The sequence below is a fragment of the Duganella kummerowiae genome (assembly GCF_053572355.1).
Window position 1 is genome coordinate 226,935 of sequence record NZ_JBKFEH010000002.1, and the last position, 24,142, is coordinate 251,076.

The 24,142-nt window shown below is 66.8% G+C and carries 19 protein-coding genes and 2 tRNA genes; 10 read left to right on the plus strand and 11 right to left on the minus strand.

The window, feature by feature from the left end; genetic code table 11:
• Nucleotide 1: 1 nt before the first annotated feature.
• Nucleotides 2–1,201: a fumarylacetoacetate hydrolase gene (locus ACLB1G_RS01820; RefSeq protein ID WP_491625467.1), complete on the minus strand. Its 1,200-nt coding sequence runs from the start codon at nt 1,199–1,201 to the stop codon at nt 2–4.
• Between the two features lie 130 nt (nt 1,202–1,331).
• Between ACLB1G_RS01820 and ACLB1G_RS01825 the strand changes: the two genes are divergently transcribed.
• The 5 genes from ACLB1G_RS01825 (at nt 1,332) to sodC (ending at nt 9,506) form a co-directional block, all read left to right on the plus strand.
• On the plus strand, nt 1,332–2,618 hold the full coding sequence (locus ACLB1G_RS01825; RefSeq protein WP_491625468.1) for an SGNH/GDSL hydrolase family protein: 1,287 nt from the start codon (nt 1,332–1,334) through the stop codon (nt 2,616–2,618).
• A 63-nt stretch (nt 2,619–2,681) separates the two neighbouring features.
• Complete coding sequence (locus ACLB1G_RS01830; RefSeq protein ID WP_491625469.1) at nt 2,682–5,537, plus strand: glycosyl hydrolase 115 family protein; 2,856 nt, start codon at nt 2,682–2,684, stop codon at nt 5,535–5,537.
• 13 nt (nt 5,538–5,550) lie between these two features.
• Complete coding sequence (locus tag ACLB1G_RS01835; RefSeq protein ID WP_491625470.1) at nt 5,551–7,731, plus strand: alpha-glucuronidase family glycosyl hydrolase; 2,181 nt, start codon at nt 5,551–5,553, stop codon at nt 7,729–7,731.
• A 68-nt stretch (nt 7,732–7,799) separates the two neighbouring features.
• Entirely contained in the window at nt 7,800–8,906 is a 1,107-nt protein-coding gene (locus ACLB1G_RS01840; protein WP_491625471.1) for a LacI family DNA-binding transcriptional regulator, read from the plus strand.
• A gap of 90 nt (nt 8,907–8,996) precedes the next feature.
• Nucleotides 8,997–9,506, plus strand: a complete 510-nt coding sequence (gene sodC / locus ACLB1G_RS01845; protein WP_491625472.1) for a superoxide dismutase [Cu-Zn] SodC — start codon at nt 8,997–8,999, stop codon at nt 9,504–9,506.
• 71 nt (nt 9,507–9,577) lie between these two features.
• Here the strand turns inward: sodC and ACLB1G_RS01850 are convergent.
• The 5 genes from ACLB1G_RS01850 to ACLB1G_RS01870 form a co-directional block, all read right to left on the minus strand.
• A tRNA-Val gene (locus tag ACLB1G_RS01850) sits at nt 9,578–9,652 on the minus strand.
• A gap of 13 nt (nt 9,653–9,665) precedes the next feature.
• Nucleotides 9,666–9,740 (minus strand) — tRNA-Val (locus tag ACLB1G_RS01855).
• A gap of 81 nt (nt 9,741–9,821) precedes the next feature.
• On the minus strand, nt 9,822–10,535 hold the full coding sequence (gene dnaQ / locus ACLB1G_RS01860) for a DNA polymerase III subunit epsilon (RefSeq protein ID WP_491625473.1): 714 nt from the start codon (nt 10,533–10,535) through the stop codon (nt 9,822–9,824).
• A 41-nt stretch (nt 10,536–10,576) separates the two neighbouring features.
• On the minus strand, nt 10,577–11,017 hold the full coding sequence (gene rnhA / locus ACLB1G_RS01865) for a ribonuclease HI (RefSeq protein ID WP_491625474.1): 441 nt from the start codon (nt 11,015–11,017) through the stop codon (nt 10,577–10,579).
• Nucleotides 11,010–11,822: a class I SAM-dependent methyltransferase gene (locus ACLB1G_RS01870; protein ID WP_491625475.1), complete on the minus strand. Its 813-nt coding sequence runs from the start codon at nt 11,820–11,822 to the stop codon at nt 11,010–11,012. Before ACLB1G_RS01870 ends, rnhA begins: the two co-directional genes overlap by 8 nt.
• Nucleotides 11,823–11,854: 32 nt before the next feature.
• Between ACLB1G_RS01870 and gloB the strand changes: the two genes are divergently transcribed.
• Entirely contained in the window at nt 11,855–12,661 is an 807-nt protein-coding gene (gloB, locus tag ACLB1G_RS01875; RefSeq protein WP_491625476.1) for a hydroxyacylglutathione hydrolase, read from the plus strand.
• 79 nt (nt 12,662–12,740) lie between these two features.
• On the opposite strand, the gene aceB is transcribed toward gloB, so the two are convergent.
• Nucleotides 12,741–14,339 (minus strand): malate synthase A, encoded by a 1,599-nt coding sequence (aceB, locus tag ACLB1G_RS01880; RefSeq protein WP_491625477.1) that lies wholly within the window; start codon nt 14,337–14,339, stop codon nt 12,741–12,743.
• Between the two features lie 201 nt (nt 14,340–14,540).
• On the opposite strand from aceB, the gene ACLB1G_RS01885 reads away from it, so the two are divergent.
• The gene (locus tag ACLB1G_RS01885) at nt 14,541–15,452 is read left to right on the plus strand and encodes a LysR family transcriptional regulator (protein ID WP_491625478.1); all 912 of its coding nucleotides are present in this window, start codon (nt 14,541–14,543) and stop codon (nt 15,450–15,452) included.
• A 75-nt stretch (nt 15,453–15,527) separates the two neighbouring features.
• Here ACLB1G_RS01885 and ACLB1G_RS01890 read toward each other — a convergent pair whose 3' ends face one another.
• From ACLB1G_RS01890 to ACLB1G_RS01905, 4 genes are all read right to left on the minus strand, one after another.
• Nucleotides 15,528–15,731 carry a cold-shock protein gene (locus ACLB1G_RS01890; RefSeq protein ID WP_491625479.1) on the minus strand — a complete coding sequence of 68 codons (204 nt, stop codon included), beginning with the start codon at nt 15,729–15,731 and terminating at the stop codon, nt 15,528–15,530.
• Nucleotides 15,732–16,014: 283 nt separating this feature from the next.
• Nucleotides 16,015–16,386: an Hpt domain-containing protein gene (locus ACLB1G_RS01895; protein WP_491625480.1), complete on the minus strand. Its 372-nt coding sequence runs from the start codon at nt 16,384–16,386 to the stop codon at nt 16,015–16,017.
• A 2-nt stretch (nt 16,387–16,388) separates the two neighbouring features.
• The gene (upp, locus tag ACLB1G_RS01900; RefSeq protein ID WP_491625662.1) at nt 16,389–17,039 is read right to left on the minus strand and encodes a uracil phosphoribosyltransferase; all 651 of its coding nucleotides are present in this window, start codon (nt 17,037–17,039) and stop codon (nt 16,389–16,391) included.
• Nucleotides 17,040–17,114: 75 nt separating this feature from the next.
• Nucleotides 17,115–18,782, minus strand: a complete 1,668-nt coding sequence (locus ACLB1G_RS01905; RefSeq protein ID WP_491625663.1) for an isovaleryl-CoA dehydrogenase — start codon at nt 18,780–18,782, stop codon at nt 17,115–17,117.
• A 287-nt stretch (nt 18,783–19,069) separates the two neighbouring features.
• On the opposite strand from ACLB1G_RS01905, the gene ACLB1G_RS01910 reads away from it, so the two are divergent.
• From ACLB1G_RS01910 to ACLB1G_RS01920, 3 genes are all read left to right on the plus strand, one after another.
• Complete coding sequence (locus tag ACLB1G_RS01910) at nt 19,070–20,746, plus strand: putative bifunctional diguanylate cyclase/phosphodiesterase (RefSeq protein ID WP_491625664.1); 1,677 nt, start codon at nt 19,070–19,072, stop codon at nt 20,744–20,746.
• A complete protein-coding gene (locus ACLB1G_RS01915; protein WP_491625481.1) occupies nt 20,743–22,239 on the plus strand; it encodes an HDOD domain-containing protein in 1,497 nt (498 codons plus the stop codon). The genes ACLB1G_RS01910 and ACLB1G_RS01915 overlap by 4 nt, the downstream gene beginning before the upstream one ends.
• A gap of 150 nt (nt 22,240–22,389) precedes the next feature.
• Nucleotides 22,390–24,090: a methyl-accepting chemotaxis protein gene (locus ACLB1G_RS01920; protein WP_491625482.1), complete on the plus strand. Its 1,701-nt coding sequence runs from the start codon at nt 22,390–22,392 to the stop codon at nt 24,088–24,090.
• The last annotated feature ends 52 nt before the right edge of the window (nt 24,091–24,142 follow it).

Below are 24,142 nucleotides of genomic sequence, written 5' to 3' on the forward strand. Positions count from 1 at the left end.
CTCAGGTGAGCAGGCCGCGGCGCGCCAGGTTGCGGTACAGCGCGCGCACGCCAAAGGTCCAGGGCGCGATCTGGTCGCTGCGCTGCACGTGGTTGACCAGTGCGCCCAGCGACGGGGTGGCGATGGTGACGCGGTCGCCCAGCTTGTGGGTGAAGCCGGCGCCGGCCGCGCCACGGTCCTTGATCGGCGAGAACATGGTGCCGAGGAATAGCATGAAGCCGTCCGGGTACTGGTGGTGCGGGCCGCAGGTCTGCTGCACCAGGTCGAGCGGATCGCGGCTGATCTCGCGCATGCGGCTTTCGCCATCGAGCGTGAAGCCATCCTCGGCGCCTTCGATCAGCATGCGCAGCTCGGCGCCGCGCACGGTGTCGATGGTGAAATGCTGGTCGAACAGGCGGATGAAGGGGCCGATGCCGCAGGAAGCGTTGTTGTCCTTGGCCTTGCCCAGCAGGAGGGCGCTGCGGCCCTCGACGTCGCGCAGGTTGACGTCGTTGCCCAGGGTGGCGCCCTGCACCTGGGCGCGGCTGTTCACGGCCAGCACGATTTCCGGTTCGGGATTGTTCCAGTTGGAGATAGGGTGCAGGCCGACGTCGGCGCCAAAGCCCACCGCCGACATGGGCTGCGACTTCGAGAATACCTCGGCGTACGGGCCTATGCCCACTTCCATGTATTGCGACCAGGCGCCGCGCGCGATGAACTGCTGCTTGAGCTGCTCCGCTTCCGGCGAACCGGGCTTGATGGCAGACAGGTCGGCGCCTATGTCCTTGAGCAGGGCCAGTCGCAGTTCCTCGGCGCGGCTGGCGTCGCCGCCGGCCTGCTCCTCGATCACCCGCTCCAGCAGGCTGACGGCAAAAGTCACGCCGCAGGCCTTGATGGCTTGCAGGTCGTTGGGCGCCAGCAGGCGCGGGGTGTCGGCGGTGGCGGCGCCGGGGTCATTGCGCAGCGCGGTTTCCAGCAGGGCCTCGACCCGGCCCAGGGGCTCGCCCTGGGCGGCGCGGGCCCAGGCGGCGGCGTCCTCGCGCTCCAGCAAATCGGACACGGTGGGCGCATGGCGCGTGATGTCGACCACCTCGCCGTTGCGCACCACCACCACGCTGGGGCCGTCGATCTCGCCGCCGCGCCACACGCGGCCCACCAGCAGGGCCTGGGGCAGGTCGGCGGGCAGGCAGGTCGCCAGCGGTATATCAGTCAATTTGCTCATGAGCGTCATCCTCTTTCTGGTCAGCAGCCGTTTTTGTTTTGGAGTTGATTTATAAAGTTGAGTTTGTTGCACGTACCATTTAATTATCCTAAAATGAATAGCGCTAACATTTCATCAGTGTGAAGGAATTATGCAAGCAAGTCAACACGCTAAATATGGCCTCGTTCATCGCCTGCTGGCCCTGGTATCGGCAGCGGCGCTGGGATGGGGAACGGCCCAAGCCGCAAGCGGCGGCGCCCCCGAGCCGCAGCGCTGGGTGGCGTCCTGGGGGTCGGCGCAGCAGGTGCCGGAACCGGCCAACGCGCTGGCGCCCGAGCAGTGGCGCGACGCCAGCTTGCGCCAGGTGGTGCGCCTTTCCCTGGGCGGCAGCCGCCTGCGGGTCAGGATCAGCAACGCCTTCGGCAGCGGGCCGCTGCTGGTAGGCGCGGCCAGCGTGGCGCTGGCCCAGGCGCCGGGCAAGCCCGACCTGCAACCGGACACCATCCGCCCCCTCACCTTCAACGGCAGCACCAGCGTGATGGTACCGGCCGGCGCCGAATATTACAGCGACGAGGTGGCGCTGCCGGTGGCGGCGGGAGCCGACCTGGCAGTGTCGCTGTATTTCACGGCCGAGCCGGCGCGCCAGACAGCCCACACGGGCGCGCGCACCCACACCTTCCTGGCCAAGGGCAACCGCGTGGCGGAGCCTAGCTGGGACGAACCGGGCAAGGTGACCCGCTGGTATGCGCTCAGCGACGTGGAAGTGCGGGCGAGCGCCACGGCCGGCGCCGTGGTGGCCATCGGCGACTCCATCACGGACGGCTATGGCGTCACCGTGGACGGCAACAACCGCTGGACTGACGTCTTTGCCGAACGCCTGCGCAAGCAGGGCCTGGCGCTGGGCGTGGTCAACGCCGGCATAGGCGGCGGGCGCATGCTGCGCGACGGCCTCGGCCCCAACCTGGTGTCGCGCTTCGACCGCGACGTGGTCTCGCGCGCCGGCGTCACGCACGCGCTGGTGCTGATCGGCGTGAACGACATGGGCGGCCAGCACCGCAACACGCCCGACCTGCCGGCCGACCGCGCCAGGCTGCTGGCCGACCTCAAGCTGGCGCACCGCCAGCTGGCCGAGCGCGCCCACGCGCACGGCGTGTGCCTGATCGGCGCCACCGTGACGCCCTACGGCGGCAGCGACTACTACCACCCGGGCCCGGAAAACGAGGCCGACCGGCGCGAACTGAACGACTGGATACGCCATTCCGGCGTGTTCGACGCGGTGGCCGACTTCGACGCCGCCCTGCGCGATCCGGAGCGCCCCGATCGCCTGAAGAAGGAACTGGACTCCGGCGACGGGCTGCATCCCTCGCTGGCCGGCTATCGGGCGATAGCCGAAGCCGTGCCGCTGGAGCCGTTGCGCCGCAATTGCGGGGCGCGCTGACAGCGCATGGACTGCGGCATGGACTGCCATGCGGCAGCGACCTACACACTATAACTACATCCTATGAGACAACTCCTCGCCGCACTGGCGCTGCTGGCGGCCCTGCCCGCCCTGCCCGCTTATGCACTGGGCCAGAAACCCATCGCCTCCTTCGAACAAGCGCCGCCCATGGCCGTCTCCCTGGCGCAGGATGGCCAGGCCGCGCCCATTTACGTGGACGGGGCCGACCATCCCGGCGTGCTGCGCGCGGCCGCCGACCTGCAGGCCGACGTGGAACGGGTCAGCGGCGTGCGCCCCGACCTGCGGCGCTCCGGCCAGCCGCAAGGCGCCCAGGTGGTCATCATCGGCACCATAGGCAAGAGCGCGCTGATCGACAGCCTGGCCGCCAGCGGCAAGCTGGACCTGTCCGCCACCCGTGGCAAGTGGGAGGGCTTTCACATCCAGACCCTGGACCATCCCCTGCCCGGGGTCGATCATGCGCTGGTGATCGCCGGCAGCGACAAGCGCGGCGCCATCTACGGCATCTATGAAATCTCCGAGCAGATCGGCGTCTCGCCCTGGACCTGGTGGGCCGACGTGCCGCCCGCGCGCCACCCGCGCATCCACATCGCCGCCCCGGGCGCCGTGGCCGACGCCCCGGTGGTGCGCTATCGCGGCATCTTCCTCAACGACGAGGCGCCTGCGCTGACCGGCTGGGTGCAGCAGCACTACGGCAAGTACAACCACGCGTTCTACGAAAAGGTCTTCGAGCTGATCCTGCGCCTGCGCGGCAACTACCTTTGGCCGGCCATGTGGAATTCCGCCTTCTTCGACGACGATCCGGAAAACGGCCAGCGCGCCGAGGAATACGGCATCGTGATGGGCACCTCGCACCACGAGCCCATGATGCGACCGCAGCAGGAATGGAAGCGCTACGGCAGCGGCCCGTGGGACTACCACCGCAATGCCGAGGTGCTGCGCAAGTTCTGGACCGGCGGCCTGCAAAACACGCGCGATGTGGAAAAGCTGATCACCATCGGCATGCGCGGCGACGGCGACGAGCCCATGTCGGAGCAGGCCAACGTGGCGCTGCTGGAACAGATCGTGGCCGACCAGCGCACCATCATCGCCCAGCAGACCGGCAAGCCGGCCGCCGAGGTGCCGCAGGTGTGGGCGCTGTACAAGGAAGTCCAGGAGTACTACGAGCGCGGCATGCGGGTGCCGGACGACGTCACCCTGCTGTGGTGCGACGACAACTGGGGCAACATCCGCCGCCTGCCCACGGCCGCCGAGCGCCAGCGCACCGGCGGGGCCGGCGTCTACTACCATTTCGATTACGTGGGCGGGCCGCGCTCCTACAAATGGATCAATGTCACGCCCCTGCCCAAGGTGTGGGAACAGATGCACCTGGCCTGGCAGTACCAGGCCAGCCGGCTGTGGATCGTCAACGTGGGCGACCTCAAGCCCATGGAAGTGCCGATGGAGTTCTTCCTCACCTATGCCTGGAACCCGGCGGCCTGGCCGGCCGAACGCCTGCCGGACTACCTGCGGCTGTGGGCCGCGCGCGAATTCGGGCCGCAGCATGCGGACGACATCGCCGCCATCGTCGCCAGCTACGCCCAGTACAACGGCCGCCGCAAGCCGGAAATGCTGGAGCCTAACACCTACAGCCTGACCGACTACCACGAAGCCGAGCGCATCGTGGCCGACTACAACGCCATTGCCGCGCGCGCCGAACAGATCTCGGCCGCGCTGCCGCCCGAGCGGCGCGACGCCTTTTATCAGCTGGTGCTGTACCCGGCCAAGGCCGGCGCCGTGGTCAATGAACTGTACGTGACGGCCGGCCTGAACCGCCTGTACGCGAAGCAGGGCCGCGTGGCCGCCAACCAGCTGGCCGCGCGCGCCCGCCAGCTGTTCGCGCTGGACGCGGAACTGGTCCGCCGCTACCACCAGGACATCAGCGGCGGCAAGTGGAATCACATGATGTCGCAAACCCACCTGGGCTACACCTACTGGAACCAGCCGCCGCGCAATGTGATGCCGGCCGTGTCCGAGATCCAGCCGGCGGCCGGGGCCGAGATGGGGATCGCGGTGGAAGGCGGCGACCAGGCCTGGACCCGGTTCGACGGCGGCGCGCTCACCCTGCCGGCGCTGGACGTGTTCAGCCAGGCGCCGCGCACGCTGGACATCTTCAACCGGGGAACCGCCAGCTTTGCGTACACGGTCAGCGCCAGCGAGCCGTGGATCACGCTGGACCGGCCGTCCGGCACGGTGGCCGACCAGCAGCGCATCGTAGTAGGTGCGCGCTGGGACCAGGTGCCGGAAGGCGCCACCATTGCCACCCTGACCATCACTGGCCCGGACCAGGCCAGGGCCACGGTGCGCGTGCCGCTGCACAAACCGGCCGGCCACGCGGCCGTGCGCGGCCGCATCGAGAGCGGCGGCGTGGTGTCCATCGAGGCGGAACACTATACGCGCGCGGTGGCGGCGCCGCAGCGCAGCTGGCTGACCATCCCCGGCCACGGCCGCACGCTGTCCGGCGTCACCAGCCTGCCAGTCGATGCGCCAGCCATACGCCAGCCCGGCATGCGGCTGGAATACGATATCCACCTGTTCAAGGCGGGCGCCGTCACCCTGCACGCGACCCTGGCGCCCACCCAGAAATTCCAGCCCGGCGCCGGCCTGCGCTATGCCGTGTCGATCGACGGCGAGACCCCGCAGGTGGTCAATGTGCATGCGGACGGCTCGCAGGCGTTCTGGGAGCGCAGCGTGGCCGACGGCGCCATCACCTTCAAGACCCGCCACACCATCGCCCAGCCGGGGCCCCACACGGTCAGGTTCTGGCTGGTCGATCCGGGACTGGTGCTGCACAAGCTGCTCATCGATGCCGGCGGCCTGAAGCCCAGCTACCTGGGGCCGCCGGAAAGCCCGCTGCGCTGAACAGGAGACTCCCATGCGCATCTTGATCCATGCGGCGCTGGCGGCGCTGCTGCTGTGGTGTTCCGCCGTGTCCGCGGCCTTTGAAGAGGACGGCTATGAGCTGTGGCTGCGCTACCGCCCGCTGCAGGGCGCCGCCCGGCAGCAGCTGCAAGCCCAGGCCCGCTCCATCGTGCTGGCCGGCCCGTCCTCGCCTACCACCCGCGCGGCCATCGATGAACTGGTTCGCGGCATTACCGGCATGGCCGGGCGCACCCCGGCGCTGGCTGAACGTATAACCGACGGCGCGCTGGTGCTGGCGAGTACACGCGGCCTGGCGGCCCTGCCCGGGCTGCCGGCACTGGCGTCGCCGGCCGACGAGCTGGCCAATAAGCTGGCCGCGCTGGGCCCGGAAGGCTATCTGCTGCGCCGCACCCGCATCGGCAAGCACCAGGTCACCCTGGTGGCGGCCAACAGCGACGCCGGGCTGCTGTACGGCGCCTTTGCCTGGCTGCGCGCGGCGGCCACCGGGGCCAGCCTGGACGTCATCGATACCGCGTCTGCGCCCAGCCTGCGGCTGCGCGTGCTGAACCACTGGGACAACCTGGACCGCAGCGTGGAGCGCGGCTATGCCGGCCAGTCGATCTGGGACTGGTGGGCCCTGCCCGACATCGTCGACCGCCGCTACACCGACTATGCGCGCGCCAATGCCTCGCTGGGCATCAACGGCACGGTGCTCAACAATGTCAATTCCAGGCCGGAGGTGCTGACCGCGCCGTATATCGCCAAGGCCGCCGCCGTGGCCGATGTGCTGCGGCCCTACGGCATCAAGGTCTACCTGTCGGCGCGCTTTTCCACTCCGCTGGAATTGAAGGAAACCGCCAGCGCCGATCCGCTCTCGCCCGAGGTGCAAGCCTGGTGGCGGCGCAAGGCCGACGAGATCTACCGCGCCATTCCCGATTTCGGCGGCTTCCTGGTCAAGGCCAATTCGGAAGGCCAGCCCGGGCCGCAGGACTATCACCGCAGCCACGCGGACGGGGCCAACATGCTGGCCGCCGCGTTGGCCCCGCATCACGGCGTGGTGATGTGGCGCGCCTTCGTGTACGCGCCCGGCGCCGGCAAGGGCGGCGACCGCGCCCGCCAGGCCTACGACGAATTCCAGCCCCTGGACGGGCGCTTCGCCGCCAACGTCCTGGTACAGGTGAAGAACGGCCCTATCGACTTCCAGCCGCGCGAACCCTTCCATCCGCTGTTCGGCGCCATGCCGCACACGCCGCTGATGATGGAGTTCCAGGTCACCAAGGAATACCTGGGCTTTTCCACCGACCTGGCCTACCTCGGCGCCCTGTATGCGGAAACCCTAGGCAGCGATACGGGACGTGCGCCGCAGGGCCTGAGCGTGGCGCAGGTGCTGCAGCAGGGCATGGGCGGCATGGCCGGGGTGGCCAATATCGGCAGCGACCGCAACTGGACCGGCTCGCACTTCGACCAGGCCAACTGGTATGCCTACGGGCGCCTGGCCTGGGACCCGCAGGCTTCACCGCGCGCCATCGCGGTCGAGTGGGCGGCGCAGACCTTCAGCCCTGATGCGCGCGTCACCGAGCCGGTGGCGGACATGATGATGCTCTCGCGCGAAGCCGTGGTGGACTACATGACGCCGCTCGGCCTGCACCACCTGATGGGCAGCGCCCACCACCACGGCCCCGCGCCCTGGGTGGACGACCTGGAACGGCCGGACTGGAATCCGGTCTATTACCACCGCGCGGGACGCGACGGCATAGGCTATGACCGCACGGCCAGCGGCAGCAACGCCGTGGCCCAGTATGCGCCGCCGCTCGCGCGCCTGTACGCCGATCCGCGCACCACGCCGGAGCGCTACCTGCTGTGGTTCCACCACCTGCCCTGGGATTACGCCATGCCGTCCGGCCGCACCCTGTGGGCCGAGCTGGTGCACCGCTACGACAGCGGGCTGCAGGCCGCGCTCGACCTGCGCGCGCGCTGGAGCCGGCTGCGGCCCCTGATCGACGCGCGCCGCCACGCGGAAGTGGACCAGCGCCTGGGGCGCCAGGTGGACAACGCCCGCCTGTGGCGCGACGCCTGCATCGCCTATTTCCAGTCGGTGTCGGGCCTGCCGCTGCCGCCCGGGGTGCGGCCGCCGGCCCAGCCGCTGCAGTACTACCAGTCCCTGCGCTATCCCTACGCCCCGGGCCGGGGCTGAGCAAGGTCCCGGGCCGTATGGTAAAGTTTGCGCTAACATGCACAACCCTATGAGATGTTAGAAGGCAGATGAATAAAAACAAGGTGAAACCTGAACCGGACCAGAACGACGATATCCGCCCGCACGCGCCCACCATGCAGGACGTGGCCAGGCGCGCCGGGGTGTCGCCCATGACGGTGTCGCGCGTGATGAACGGCGATACCAATGTGCGCGAGAAAACCCGCCAGCGCGTGGACGCGGCCGTCGCCGAGCTGAACTACATCCCCAACCAGGCTGCGCGCCGCCTGGCCGGGCTGCGCCCGATCCGGGTCGGCTTCTTGTACAGCAATCCCAGCGCGGGCTACCTGAGCGAATTCCTGGTGGGCCTGCTGAACGAGGCCAGCCCCAACAACATCCAGCTGGTGGTGGAAAAGTGCGCCGCCGACCAGCACGACATCGAGCATGCGCAGCGCTTGATCGCCAATGGCGTGGACGGCATCATCCTGCCGCCGCCGCTGTGCGACTCGCCCAAGCTGGTGGACCTGATCGCCAAGTCCGGCCTGCCCGTGGTGGCGGTGGCCTGCGGCCAGCCCGACAAGCGCGTGAGCGGGGTCAGCATCGATGACTTCCAGGCCGCCCACGCCATGGCCAGCCATTTGATCGCGCTCGGACACCAGCGCATCGGCTTCATCACGGGCAATCCCAACCAGAGCGCCAGCGCGCGCCGCCTGGCAGGCTTCCAGGCCGCCATTGCCGAGAAGCGCCTGCCGGCCGATCCCGAACTGATCGCCCAGGGCATGTTTTCCTACCGCTCCGGCCTGGACGCGGCCGAGCAGCTGCTGGCGCTGGAGCAGCGTCCCACCGCCATCTTCGCCAGCAACGACGACATGGCGGCCGCCGTGGTGGCTATCGCCCACCGGCTGGGGCTGGATGTTCCGGGCGACCTCACCGTGGCCGGCTTCGACGACACCGCCCTGGCCACCACCATCTGGCCGGAGCTGACCACGGTGCGCCAGCCGGTGGCCATCATGGCCGAGGCGGCGCTGGAATACCTGGTGCAGCAGATACGCGCGCGCCGCAACGGCGCCCCGGAAGACCCGCGCCACGTGGTGATGGATTACACCCTGGTGCGGCGCCAGAGCGACGCCGCGCCGCGCATGCGGCCGCCGGCGCTGCTGCCGGTGCGCCCGCGCTAGGCACGGGCTGTACGGAACGGTCCCGGCGCGGCGCGGCGTGTAAAATACGGCAAGTTTTTACCCCCGCCCCGCATCACGAAAGGAGACCCCGTGAAACCGAGCTTACTCATCAGCCTGCTGCTGGCCGGCGCCGCCCAGGCGCAAACCGTGCAAATATCCATCGTCGGCCCCGGCGGCGTGGAGAAGACGGCCGGCACCATCAAGATCGAACAGAACAAATATGGCGTCCTGCTGACGCCCGACCTGAAGGGCCTGCCGCCCGGCGTGCACGGCTTCCACCTGCACGAGAAGCCGTCCTGCGAGCCCAGCACGGCGGACGGCAAGACGGTGCCGGCCGGGGCGGCCGGCGGCCACTGGGACCCGGACAAGACCGGCGCCCACAAGGGGCCGTATGACGACAGCGGCCACAAGGGCGACCTGCCGGCCCTGTACGTGGGCGCGGACGGCAGCGCCGTGACGCCAGTGCTGGCGCCGCGCCTGAAAGCGGAGGAACTGGCCGGCCACGCCTTGATGGTGCACGCCGGCGGCGACAACCACAGCGATCATCCAGAAAAACTGGGCGGCGGCGGCGCCCGCATGGCGTGCGGCGTGGTGAAGTAAGGCAGCCTGCGGCTGCGCGATACGTGAATGCAAAAAGCCGGTCTGTTTGCACAGACCGGCTTTTTTAATTCTGGTGGGAAGTGCAAGTTTCGAACTTGCGACCCCTGCAGTGTGAATGCAGTGCTCTACCCCTGAGCTAACCTCCCGTTGCGGGTGCTTTGGTGGGAAGTGCAAGTTTCGAACTTGCGACCCCTGCAGTGTGAATGCAGTGCTCTACCCCTGAGCTAACCTCCCAAAGCGAGGCGAATTATAGCAAGCGCCCCAGGGAAAATGGAAGGGCAAATTCGAAAAATCCTTGAATCCGCCTCACTTTGCTTAAACCGCAGGCAGCGCCAGCGCCGTGCGCCAGATGCAGCTGCCCTTGACGGCCTTGTCCAGGCCGTCCAGCACCTCTTCGTGCGCCGCCAGCTCGTCCGCGCCGGCCGGCTGGAAGATGATGTCGGCCATGGCCACCGGCTCCAGCAGCTCGCCGCCAGCCACCACTTCCTCCACCACGTCCATGCCCAGGCTGTTCTGGCCGCGCGTCATGGCCAGGTAGACGTCGGCCAGCAGCTCGGCGTCCAGCAGCGCGCCGTGCAGCTTGCGGTGCGCATTGGAGACGCCGTAGCGGTCGCACAGCGCGTCCAGCGAGTTGCGCTTGCCCGGATGCAGTTCCTTGGCGTGCACCAGGGTGTCGATCACGCCCTTGATGTGATCGGTGAAGTCCGGCAGCTGCAACAGCTTGAATTCGTGGTTCAGGAAGCCCAGGTCGAAAGGCGCATTGTGGATGATGACTTCGGCGTCCCGGATGTATTCGCGCAGCTGTTCGACGATCTCGTGGAAGCGCGGCTTGTCGCTCAGGAATTCGGTAGTCAGGCCGTGCACCGCCAGCGCGCCCTCTTCCGAGTCGCGCTCCGGATTGATGTAGAAGTGCAGGTTGTTGCCGGTCAGCTTGCGGTTGTACAGCTCGACGCAGCCTATCTCCAGGATGCGGTTGCCCAGCTTGGGATTGATGCCGGTGGTTTCGGTATCGAGGACGATTTGACGCATGGGATTCTATCGGTACGGGTAAGTCAGCCGCGCAGTATAGCCTACTGGCCGCGCACGGAGGCCACGCCGCGGTTGGCCAGCATGTCGGCGCGCTCGTTGCCGGGGTGGCCATTGTGGCCGCGCACCCAGCGCCAGTCGACCTGGTGGACGGCCTGGGCCTGGTCCAGGGCCTGCCACAGGTCGGCGTTCTTGACCGGCTCCCTGGTCGAAGTTTTCCAGCCGCGCGCCTTCCAGCCGTGTATCCATTCGCTGATGCCTTTCTGCACGTACTGGCTGTCGGTGTGCAGCACCACCTCGCAGGGCCGCTTGAGCGCGTTCAGGGCTTCGATCACGGCCTGCAGTTCCATGCGGTTGTTGGTGGTGTTGTGGGCGCCGCCGAAGATTTCCTTCTCGCGCTCGCCGGAGGTCAGCAAGGCGCCCCAGCCGCCGGTGCCGGGATTGCCCTTGCAGGCGCCATCGGTAAAAATTTCAACCTTATCCATCTCGTAGTTCTCTTGGTAGTTTTCTTTGTAGTTCCAGTTCCCGTTGCCGGTTGGTGACGGGCACGGCCACCGGGGCCGCTGCCGCCTTGCGGGTCCAGGCCGGCCCGATCAGGCGCATGCCCTTGACGCGCTTGATGGCCTGCACGATGTAGACGCCGCCCAGGTAGGGCCACCAGCGCGCGCCGGCCCGGTCCATGAAGGCGTAGCGGTGCAGCCATTTCTCGGTGCGGCAGGCGGGCGCATAGCAGCCGAAGTGGCTCTGGCTGGCGCCCAGGTTCAGCAATTTTAACCAGTCTTTCATGCGCAGCATGGAAATCAATTCCTCGGTGCGGGGCAGGAAGTCCGAGCCTCCCAGGCGCCGCATGCCCTGGCGCATGCCCCACAGGCTGGCCGGGTTGAAGCCGCAGATGATGACCTGGCCTTCGGGTATCAGGACCCGCTCGACCTCACGCAGCACCTGATGCGGCTCGCGCGCGAATTCCAGCACGTGCGGCAGCACCACCAGGTCCAGGCTTTGCGAGGCAAACGGCAGCTCCTCCACATCGAGGGTGACCACCGCCGGACGCGCCGCCCCGGCCTCCCCCTGCAAGGGATGGGGACGGATGTCGGCCAGCCACTTGGATGGCATGCGGCTGGCCGCCAGCGCATCGATTTGCGGCATGCCGATCTGCAGCGCGTTGTAGCCGAAGATGTCGGCTGTCAGGTTGTCCAGGCAGCGTTGCTCCCATGCACGCAGGTACACGCCAGCCGGCGTTTGCAGCCAGCCATCCAGCGCTATAATGGATTTTTCCGACGCCTTATCCATGCCCAGTCCCAAGTGCCAACATTCGCGACCCAATGACCATATCTTCTACCAACGCCTTAACTGTCCTCACGGTTCCTGCTTTCCAAGATAACTATCTGTGGCTGATCCATGACGGCACGCATGCCGCCGTGGTCGATCCAGGTGACGCGAAGCCGATACTGGCCGCCCTCAAAGCCCACGGACTCAAGCTCACCGCCATTCTACTCACCCATCACCACGCTGACCACATCGGCGGCGTCCCTGAATTATTACAGCAATATCCGGTTCCCGTTTTTGGTCCCCGCAACGAGGACATCGCCGCCGTCACCCTGCCGGTGGGCGAGAACAAGGTGATCGACGTGCCGGGCCTGGCGCTCAGGCTGTCGGTGCTGGACGTGCCCGGCCACACCATGGGCCACATCGCCTACGTGCGCGCGGCCCAGGACGGCGAACCGGCCTGGCTGTTCTGCGGCGACACCCTGTTTGCGGGCGGCTGCGGCCGCCTGTTCGAAGGGACGCCGGCCCAGATGATCAGCTCGCTCGGCAAGCTGGCCTCGCTGCCCGACGACACCCTGGTGTACTGCGCCCACGAGTATACGCTGTCCAACCTGCGCTTCGCGCGCGTGGTCGATCCCGACAACGAGGCGCTGCAGCAGCGCGTCAAGGTGGAGACCGACAAGCGCGAGCACGACCTGCCCACGGTGCCCAGCACCATAGGCCTGGAAAAGGCCACCAATCCCTTCCTGCGCTACCGCGAACCGGCCATTGCGGCCCAACTGGTGGCGGCCGGCAAGCTGGACGCCAACAGCACCGCGCTGTCGGCCTTCACCGCACTGCGCCTGTGGAAGAACAACTTCTGAGGACGTAAAAAAACCGGAGCGGCCAGCGTGGCCTGCTCCGGTTTGCCGTGATGGCGCCGCGGGCGGCGCCATCACGTCATCAGATTTCCTCGTACAGCGGCAGGGTCAGGAATTCCTCGAAGGCTTCCGAGGTCGCCATGTTCTCGAAGATCTCTGCGGCGCGCGGATAGGTCGGACCGTCGCCGCCCGGCGCGGCGGCCTGCACCTTGGCCAGTTCTTCGGGGATCATGGCGCGCACCATCTCGGCCGTAACCTTGCGGCCATCTTCCAGCACGCCTTTATCGGAACGTATCCACTGCCACACCTGCGAGCGGCTGATTTCGGCCGTGGCCGCGTCTTCCATCAGGTTGTGGATGGGCACGCAGCCATTGCCGGCCAGCCAGCTGCCCAGGTAGTGGATGCCCACGTTGATGTTGTAGCGCAGGCCGGCTTCCGTGATCGGGGTCTCGGGCTTGAAGTCCAGCAGCTGTTCGGCCGTGACGTCCACGTCCAGGCGCTGCTTGTCGATCTGGTTAGGCTTGTCGCCCAGCACCTTGGTGAACTCGGCCATGGCCAGGTCGACCAGGCCCGGGTGGGCCACCCAGCCGCCGTCGTAGCCGTCGGTGGCGTCGCGCGCCTTGTCGGTGCGCACCCCGCCCATGGCGATCTCGTTTTTCTCGGGATCGTTCTTGATCGGGATCAGGGCCGCCATGCCGCCTATGGCCGGGGCCTTGCGCTTGTGGCAAGTCTTGAGCAGCAGCAGGGCGTAGGCGCGCATGAAGGGCGCCGTCATGGTGACCTTGGCGCGGTCGGCCAGGCAGAACTCCTTGTCCAGCTTGAACTTCTTGATGCAGGAGAAGATGTAGTCCCAACGGCCGGCGTTCAGGCCCGCGCTGTGCTCGCGCAGCTCGTACAGGATCTCGTCCATCTCGAAGGCGGCCAGGATGGTCTCGATCAGCACGGTGGCCTTGATGGTGCCCTGCGGGATGCCCAGTTCATCCTGGGTCATGACGAAAATGTCGTTCCACAGGCGCGCTTCCAGGTGCGATTCCAGCTTGGGCAGGTAGAAGTATGGGCCGGCGCCGCGCGCCAGCTGTTCCTTGGCATTGTGGAACATGAACAGGGCGAAGTCGAAGATGCCGCCCGAGATGCGCTTGCCGTCCACCAGCACGTGCTTCTCGTCCAGGTGCCAGCCGCGCGGACGCACGACCAGGGTGGCGATCTTGTCGTTCAGCTTGTACGACTTGCCGTTCTGTTCCAGCGAAATGGTGCGGCGCACCGCATCGAACATATTGATCTGGCCGGTGATCTGGTTGTCCCAGTTGGGGGTGTTCGAGTCTTCGAAGTCGGTCATGTAGCTGTCGGCGCCCGAGTTGAAGGCGTTGATGACCATTTTGCGCTCGACCGGGCCGGTGATTTCCACACGGCGGCATTCCAGGGCCTGGGGTATAGGCGCGATGGTCCAGTCGCCGCTGCGGATGTGCGCGGTTTCCGGAAGGAAGTCGGGACGCTCTCCGGCGTCCAGGCGGGCGGCACGCTCCACGCGCACGGCCAGCAACTGCTGGCGGCGGGCTTCGAATTCACGGCTCAGCTCGGCCACCAGGGCCAGCGCGTCGGCAGTCAGGATGTTCTCGTAGCCGGGCTTGATCTCGCCCGTGATTTCCATGCCTGCCGGCAAGTTGAGGGTGGATTGCGTCATGGGTGTCTCTCCGTTAGTAAAAGGGTGGTCCCGGACCATTATAAGCACAGCTGGCGCCCGTTCCGGACCTTAATCATTAGTGTAGCGGTTCGGTTACATGCTGCCGGGATTTCAAGTATATTGAAATGGAAGTTATGGAAACGAGACAAAACATCACTTCATTTTTGCGTATTTATCACAAGTGAGCGGGAGCGGTAAGGAATGGGACAATTCCGGCAGATATCCACCTTTGTCGACGTGGTGGCGCGCGGCAGCCTGTCGGCGGCGGCGCGCGCCGAGGGCATCGCCCCGGCCATGATAGGCCGGCGCCTGGACGCGCTGGAGGCACGCCTGGGAGTAAAATTGCTGCAGCGCACCACGCGCAAGCTGGCGTTGACCAACGAGGGCGCCGCCTTCCTGGAAGATTGCCAGCGCATCCTGGCCGACCTGGAAGATGCCGAGGCCGCCGTGGCCGAGCGCAGCGCGCGCGCCAGCGGCCACCTGATGGTGTCGGCTCCGGCCGGCTTTGGACGCCAGCACGTGGCGCCGCTGCTGCCCTCCTTCCTGGCCGAGCACCGCGACGTCACCGTCACCCTGAACCTGAATGACCGCGTGGTGGACCTGATCGGCGAAGGAGTGGACGTGGCGATCCGCATCGCCAGCCTGGCCGATTCCAGCCTGGTCAGCGTCAAACTGGCCGACAACGAACGCGTGGTGGTGGGCGCGCCGGCCTATTTCAAGCGCCACGGGGTGCCGGAAACCCTGGCCGACCTGGCCAGGCACAATTGCCTGCCCATCAGCAGCGAAGGCAGCCAGCGCGGCTGGACCTTCCAGGAAAACGGCAAGAACGTGGTGCTCAAGGTGAGCGGCAACCTGGCCTGCAACGACGGCCAGGTGCTGCACGCATGGGCCCTGGCGGGCAAGGGACTGGCGTGGCGCTCGATGTGGGAAGTGGGCAGCGAGATCGAGGCGGGACGGTTGCAGACGGTGCTGGACGGGTACTGCGCGCCCGGCAACGACATCTACGCCGTATTTGCCCAGCGCCGCCACCTGCCGCTGCGGATACGGGCCTTCGTGGACTTCCTGCGCCATGCCTACGCCCAGCCGGACTACTGGAAGAAGCCGCTCACGTGATGTATCTGCCCGAAGTACAGGCGAAAAAAAATCCTCGGATACCGAGGATTTCTTTAGTCGTTTTGATCCAGCGTATTACAGCGGGGTGATGTTCGACGCTTGCTTGCCTTTGGGGCCGGCGGTCACGTCAAACGAAACGCGCTGGTTCTCTTGCAGCGACTTGAAGCCTGCCGACTGAATCGCCGAGAAGTGAGCGAACAGATCTTCGCCGCCTTCGTCAGGGGTGATAAAGCCGAAACCCTTCGAGTCATTGAACCATTTTACGATACCAGTTGCCATACAAATTCCTATTTCAGTTAAGTTGGGCTTGCGCCCGTGATATCGTTTTGAGACAAGATTGCAAGACCAGTTAAACTGCCCTACTCTTGATCAAACGATGCCGCATTATACCCAATTGAACGAGAAAAGCACGTTTTGTCGAAAATAAATGCCAATGCACTTGTTTGGTGCCAAAACCGTTGTTTTTACTGCGTTTTTCAGGGATATGTGTCACTATAGACAAGTAAATCCTACACGATTTGCGCTGGATCAAGCGCACCGCAGAAACGGGATTTGCGCAGTTTTACACGGCGCCGGGGTCCAGATGGCGGGGATCGCGTGCGGCCCGCTGCAGCAGCTGCGCGGTGTCGGCCGAAATGGCGTGCCAGTCGCCCTCGCCGCCTTCCATCAGGGCGCGCAGCATTTGCTCGATGCGGCGGCATTCCTGGCCCAGGGCGCCGAAGCCAAAGGTGCCGGCCGATCCGGCCACCCCATGCAGCAATTCGTGCAGCACATGCAGTGTGTCCGGCGCCGGCACGCCGTCCGCGCCGCGCGCCGCTGCGCAGGCCGCCAGCGCAGCGGCAATCTTGTCCAGCGTGCCGGGCACGGTGGCGGCGAACTTGTCGCCCAGTGCCTGCAGGCGGGCGCGGAAGTGGGGATCGGCCAGGGGCGCCATGCTTATTTGGTGCCGAAGATGCGGTCGCCGGCGTCGCCCAGGCCCGGCATGATGTAGGCGTGGTCGTTCAGGTGGCTGTCCAGCGAGGCGCAGTAGATTTTCACGCCCGGATGCGCGTTCTGGAACACGGTAATGCCTTCCGGCGCCGCCACCAGGGCCAGGAAGATGATCTGGTCGTCGCCGACGCCGCGCGACTTGAGCACGTCCACCGCATGCACCGCCGAATTGCCGGTCGCCACCATGGGGTCGCACAGGATGAAGGTGCGCTCGGCCAGGTCGGGCAGGCGCACCAGGTATTCCACCGGCTGGTGGGTGGCGGGGTCGCGGAACACGCCGATATGGCCCACGCGGGCCGAGGGCACCAGGTTCAGCAGGCCGTCGCTCATGCCGATGCCGGCCCTCAGGATCGGCACGATGGCCAGCTTCTTGCCCGCGATGACGGGCGCGTCTATGGTGGCCAGCGGGGTCTCGATGGTGCGCGTGGTCAGCGGCAGGTCGCGCGTGATCTCGTATCCCATCAGCAGCGTGATTTCCTTGAGCAGCTCGCGGAAGGTGCGGGTCGAGGTGCCCTTGTCGCGCATGTGGCTGAGCTTGTGCTGGATCAGCGGATGGTCGGTGATGTAGAGATTGGGAAAGCGCGGATCTTGTTTCATGGTCATGTTCTGGTGATCAGGTATTACACGGCATTATCCCAGCCCGGACCGCCTCAGGGAATGGTTACGGCAAAATTATTGTCCCTCCTCGAGCAGGGCGCGCTCCAGGATGGCGCCGCAATCAACGCCATCCGGCAGCCGTCCATAGGCGCCGCCCGGATCGCGCGCCAGGCGCGATGCCACGAAGGCGCGCGCCACGTAATCGGGCGCATGGCGCAGCAGCAGCCCGGCCTGCACCGCCAGCACCACCCGCTCGGCCAGGCGGCGGGCGCCGTATTCGTCGGCGCCGGCGTGCTCCAGGTCGGCCAGCAGGGCCGCCGTGCAGGCAGTGTAATCGGCATCGTCCTGCCCGGCCAGCGCCAGCTCGGCCGCCAGCGCCTGGCGCGCGTCCGGGTTCCTGCCCAGGGCGCGCAGCAGGTCCAGGCACATCACGTTGCCCGATCCTTCCCAGATCGAATTGACCGGCAGTTCGCGGTACAAGCGCGCCAGCGGACCGTCCTCCACATAGCCGCTGCCGCCGACGACTTCCATGGCCTCGGCGCCGAAGCCGGGACCGCGCTTGCAGATCCAGTACTTGCCGGCCGGGGTCAGCAGGCGCGCCAGCAGCGCCTGGGACGGCTCGCCGGACTGGTCGTAGCAGCGCGCCAGCCGCATGGCGAAGACGGTAGCGGCCTCGGATTCCAGCGCCAGGTCGGCCAGCACGTTCTGCATCAGCGGCTGCTGCGCCAGCGGGCGGCCGAAAGCCACGCGGCGCCGCGCATGGTGCAGCGCATGCACCAGCGCGGCCCGCATGGCGCCGGCACTGCCCAGCACGCAGTCCAGGCGCGTATGGCTGCCCATCTCCAGGATGGTGGGCACGCCGCGTCCCGGCGCCCCCAGCAGCCAGCCGTGCGCGCCGGTAAATTCCACCTCGGAGGAGGCGTTGGAGCGGTTGCCCACCTTGTCCTTGAGGCGCTGTACGCGGATCTGGTTGCGGCTGCCATCCGGCAGGTAGCGCGGCAGGAAGAAACAGGACAATCCTGCATCGGTCTGCGCCAGCACCAGGTGGGCGTCGCTCTGCGGCGCCGAAAAGAACCATTTGTGGCCGACGATGCGGTACACCTGCTCCCCCTCCTCGCCATACAGGCGGCGCGCCTCGGCCGGCTCCAGCGCGGTGGCGCGGGTGGTGTTCAGGCGCACGTCCGAACCGCCCTGCTTTTCCGTCATGCCCATGCCGACCAGGGCGCCTTCCTTCTGCTCGACCGGCAGGGAACGCGGGTCGTAGCGGCGCGACAGTATCTTGGGCAACCATTTGGCGGCCAGCCGCGGCGCCTGGCGCAGCGCGGCCACCGAAGCGTAAGTCATGGTGACCGGGCACTGGGTACCGTTCTCGACTTGCCCGAACAGCAGGTAGCGCGCCGCCCGCGCCACGTGGCTGCCGCCGTCCCAGGGCGAGGCATGGGCGCCCTCGACTATCAGCAGCGCCATCAGGCTGTGCCAGGCCGGATGGAATTCCACCTCGTCGATGCGGCGCCCCTCGCGGTCGAACTGGTGCAGCACCGGCGCGTAGAGGTTGGCCAGGCGGCCCAGGTCCAGCACCTCGGCCCGGCCCAGTTGCTCGCCCAGACGCCACAGGGCGTGGTCCTCGGCTGCGCCGCCCTCGCGCAGCAGGGCGGCGCGCAGGGCCGGGTCGCAGCCGTACAGGTTGATCGCGCCCAGCGGCGGCACGGTGTTGGCCAGCGCATGCGTATCGAATTCATTCATTTTGCCCTCGCTGTCTTTCATTGCACCTAAGGGAATAATAATTTCATTTAATGCAATTTAAATTAGCGCATATTCATGGCTTTTTCACTCTGAAGCAGCGTTTTCAGTCACCCGCCGCGACAAATACACAAAACCGTCATGAATCTTGTCTTTTTTCATGTAAATCCGCCTGCATCAATGATACATTTCGTTCTGGTTTACAGTTCCGGCCCGAATCAGCTCACGCGATGCTTTCCAGCACCTCCTCCCAGCCGCAAGGCCCCTTGCGCAACGAAACAGACAACCTCATGGAAGAGGCTGGCGATGTTGTGTTCCGTCTCAACCTGCCTGGCCAGATCCTGCACGCCAGCCGGCGCGCCACCACCTTCATGGGCTGCACCCGCGAACTGTCCGGCGACACGCTGGCCAGCCATGTCGCCGATCCCGACCGGGCCCCGCTCAAGGCCGTGCTGGCCGATGTGACGCAGACCGGGGTGGCCAAGCTGGTCGAAGTGCGCCTCAGGACCGCCGACACCGAAGTGTGGCACGAATTGCGCATCTCCACCTTCCTGAACCAGGCCGGCAAGCAGGAACTGCTGGTGGTGGGGCGCGACATGTCGGCCCAGCACGCCACCGAGGAGCGCCTGCGCCACCTGGCCACCCACGACGCCCTGACCGAACTGCCCAACCGATTGCTGCTGGCCGACCGCATGCGCATGGTGATCGCCACCGCGCGCCGCTCGGGCCAGGGCTTCTCGGTGGCCACCATCGGCCTGGATGGTTTCAAGAAAGTCAACGACGGCATCGGCCATCCGGCCGGCGACGCCCTGCTGCGCATGGCGGCGGCGCGCCTGCGCAAGACCTTGCGCGATTCCGACACCCTGGCGCGGGTGGGCGGCGACGAATTCGTCGCGGTGCTGCCCGGCACCCATACCGAGGCCCAGATCAAGCTGGTCACCGGGCGCCTGATCGCCTCCCTGCAATCGCCGTTCGAGATCGACACCCACACGGTCTACATCGGCGCCTCGGTGGGCGTGGCGGTGTATCCGCTGCACGCCGAGGACGACGCCCGCCTGCTGGCCCTGGCCGATGCCGCCCTGACGCGCGCCAAGGCCACCGGCAAGGCGCGCTGCGTGGTGTACAGCCAGCGCGACGGCGACAAGCCGCAGCACGACATCTCGCTGGAGGCGGCCATGTTCCAGGCCGTGCGCGAGGGCGAGTTCCTGCTGCACTACCAGCCCATCGTGGACGCGCGCACGCGCGAGATCCAGGGCTTCGAGACCCTGATGCGCTGGAAGCACCCGACCCTGGGCATGGTGTCGCCGGCGCGCTTCATCCCGATTGCCGAGACCAACGGCCTGATCAATCTGCTGGGGGCCTGGGCCCTGAAGGCGGCCACGGTGCAGCTCAAGCAGTTCCAGGAGGTGGCCGGGCGCAGCCTGTACATGTCTGTTAATATCAGCCCGCGGCAATTCCGCAACGATAAATTTTTGGATGTGCTGGACGACGCCATTGCGTTTTCCGGCGTTTTAGGTGAGCAATTGGTTCTTGAAATAACAGAAGGCACGCTGATGCTGGACCCGGCCCATGCCGAATCCATCCTGTCCAAAATGACCCAGCGCAAGGCCCGCATTGCCATCGACGATTTCGGCACCGGCTATTCCTCGCTGGCCTACCTGAAGCGCTTCCCGATCTCGGTGCTGAAGATAGACCGCGCCTTCATCCGCGACCTGCCCGAGTCCACCAAGGACTCCGCCATCTGCAACGCCGTGCTGGACCTGGCCAAGCACCTGGGACTGAGCGTGGTGGCAGAGGGGGTGGAAACCGAGCCGCAGCTGCACTACCTGGAGCAGCGCGGCTGCCAGTACATCCAGGGCTACCTGACCGGCAAGCCGATGGCGGCCAACGTGGCCATGGCCGCACTCAAGGACAGCACCTACGCCCATCTGGTGCCGCCGGCCGAACCGCGCCAGGTGTCCGCATGACGCCGCCGTACAAGGCCGGCACGGCGCTGGGCGAGCAGACCCTGTCCAGGCTGTGGGAATGCACGCGCAGGCGCGGCGACCTGCCCGGCTTCGCCAAGGCCATCACTTCCATCCTGGGCGCCATGCGCGGCGAGGACGAGCAGGAATTCAACATGACCCGCACCGTGCTGTCGGACCCGGTCCTGACCCAGAAGGTCCTGCGGCTGGCCAACAGCACCATGTATTCGGCCTTCGGGCAGCACGTGAGTACCGTCTCCAAGGCCGTGCTGGTGCTGGGCACGGAAGCCATCGGCCACCTGGCCCTGGGCCTCAAGCTGATCGAGGAGCTGGCCTCCTCGACGCCGGACTCCGCCGTCGCCCACGTGGAAATGGAAAAGGCGGTTTTATCCGGTATCGTGGCCCAGCAGGTGGCCGAGGCCGCGCACAGCCGACACGGCGAGGAAGCCGTGGTGTGCGCCATGCTGCAGCGCCTGGGCGCACTGATGCTGACCTACTACATGCCGGAACAATGGGCTGCGCTGCTGCAGCACGCCGGGCAGAACGCGGTCACGCCGGATGCGTGCGCACCGGAGCTGCTGGGACTGACCCTGCAGGAGATCGGTCACGCCGCCGCCCTGCACTGGGGCCTGCCGGCCAGCCTGGTCAAAGGCATGCGCGACCTCGAGCCGCCCGAGGAAGGCGCCGAAGTGTCGTCATCGGACTGGGTGGCGGGCCTGTCCACCATGGCTTCGCGCTGCGCCGACGCCTTGTGGAACGACGACCCGGAAGGCCATGCCCAGGTGGCCGCGCTGACCGAACGCTACAGCGCCATGCTGGGCGTCGAGCCCGAGCAGCTGGCCGAGGCCATCGAACAGGCCAAGGCGGTGGCGGTCAACGACCTCACCATCGCCCCGCTGTCGCGGCCGGCCGAAAAGCGCGCCGAGGCCCTGGCCAAGAAACGCCAGCGTGCGGCCGGCAACAAGATCCTGCTCAGCGGCCTGGCCGACATGCGCGACATGCTGGAGACCGCCAGCCCCGGCCAGATGGTGCAAATCGCGCTGGAAACCATCTACAAGGGCCTGGAATTCTCGCGCGCCGTGGCTTTCGTGCGCAACCGCCGCGACGGCACCTATGCGGCCCGCATCGGCTTCGGCGAAGGGACCCGCGAACGCCTGCCGCACATGAGCTTTGAGGACAACTACGAGCCGAACGTGTTCTTCGCCGCCCTGCACAGCGACCGCGTCATCTTCATCGAGAATGCGCGCGACCCCAAGTTTGCGGCCAAGCTGCCCGGCTGGTGGACCGCCACCCTGGCCGAGGCGCGCAGCTTCGTGATACTGCCGCTGACCGCGGTTGGCCAGCCGACCGGCTTCCTGTACGGCGACTGGGACGATTCCTTCCCGCCCATCCGCCTCAACCCGACCGAATTCGCCCTGCTCAACGACCTGCGCGGACTGGTGGGCCGTTCGATCGAACAGCGCCACAAGCTCGAGCCGGTGGCCAACCGAGGCTAAGCCGCCACGCCCGGGCGAAAAACAAATTGTTACCGAGAAATTAATGCTATAGACTGGCCGTCATCACCCCAGCCGCGCCATGCCCTGCCGCATGGCCTGCGCGGCGCAAACACGGCCCCGCCCCCGCCGTTTCCAGCATAAGGAAACACCATGTTTGCTCGATTGACCATCCGCACCCGCCTGATCGGCACAATCGCCTTGTTATCCATCCTGCTGGTGCTGATCGGCGCCAGGGGCATCCAAAGCTTGTCGGTGTCCAACGCCGTGCTGAAGGACGTGTACGCCAATAGCATGGTGTCCATGAAGGCCATCTACGAAGCCCAGATCCAGATCGACCGCGCGCGCCTGTCGCTGGACCGGGTGGCGCTCAAGCCGGACGCCGCCAACGTCGAGGAAACCCTGACGCGCGCCCAGGGCTTCCTCGACACCAGCGACAAGCTGTGGCAAAGCTACCTGGCGCTGCCCTTCGGCGAGGGCGAGAAGGCGCTGGCCGACCAGGTCGGCGCCCAGCGCAAGGCCCTCATCAACGACGGCATCCTCCCGGCCGCCAAGGCGCTGCGCGAGCACAACCAGGCCGAGATCGACCGCCTCATGCTGAGCGAGGTGACGCGATTGTTCCGGCTGTACACGGACAGTTCGGAAAAACTGTCCACCTACCAGCTCAAATCGACCCAGGAACAGTACGAGCGCAGCCAAGCAGACTATGGCCGCAACATGATGCTGGCAACGGCCGCCATCGTGATCGGCCTGGCCTTGGCCGGCGTCTCCGGGGTGCTGCTGGTGCGCGCCGTAATGGGGCCGCTGGACTCGGCCCTGGGCCATTTCAACGCCATCGCCGAAGGCAATCTCGCCAACCGCATCGAACTGGGACGCCAGGACGAAATGGGCGCGCTGATGCGCGGCCTGGCCCAGATGCAGGAGCGTCTGGCAGGCACGGTCACCAGCGTGCGCGACGGCAGCGACGCAATCGCCACCGCCAGCAACCAGATCGCGGCCGGCAACCTGGACCTATCCCGCCGCACCGAGCAACAGGCCGCCAGCCTGGAAGAAACCGCCTCGTCGCTGGAAGAGCTGACCTCCACGGTGCGGCAGAATTCGGAGAATGCGCAGCAAGCCAACGCGCTGGCCTCGTCGGCTTCGGGCATCGCGCTCAAGGGCGGGGAACTGGTGACACGCGTGATCGACACCATGGGCCAGATCACCGCTTCCTCCGCCAAGATTGCCGACATCATCGGCGTGATCGACGGCATCGCCTTCCAGACCAACATCCTGGCACTGAATGCGGCGGTGGAAGCGGCGCGCGCCGGCGAACAGGGACGCGGCTTCGCGGTGGTGGCGTCCGAGGTGCGCACCCTGGCCCAGCGCAGCGCGGCGGCAGCCAAGGACATCAAGGCGCTGATCAACGATTCGGTGGAAAAAGTCGGCAGCGGCAGCAGCCTGGTCAACGAGGCCGGCGCCACCATGCAGGAAATTGTCGCCAGCGTGCAGCGCGTGACGGCTATCATTTCCGAGATCAGCGCCGCCGGCCGCGAGCAGGAGGTGGGCATCGAACAGATCAACACGGCCGTTGCCGAGATGGACAATGTGACCCAGCAGAACGCGGCCCTGGTGGAACAGGCGGCGGCGGCCTCGCAAGCCATGCAGGAACAGGCCGTCAGGCTGGCGCAGATGGTGAGCGTGTTCAAGGTGGAGGGCAGCCGTGCCGCTGCGCCGGCGCCCAAGCCGGCGCCAGCGCCGCGCCGCCCGGCGCCTGCGGCGACCAAGGCCGCGCCCCCTGCGCGTCCGGCGCTGGCCAGGCCTGCCAAGCCTCCCAAGCAGGCCGGCAAGGAAGCGGAGTGGGAAGAATTCTGAGCCGGCCAGGGCCCGCTGACGCTCGGCCTGGCGCCAGGATCAGCGCGCCGTA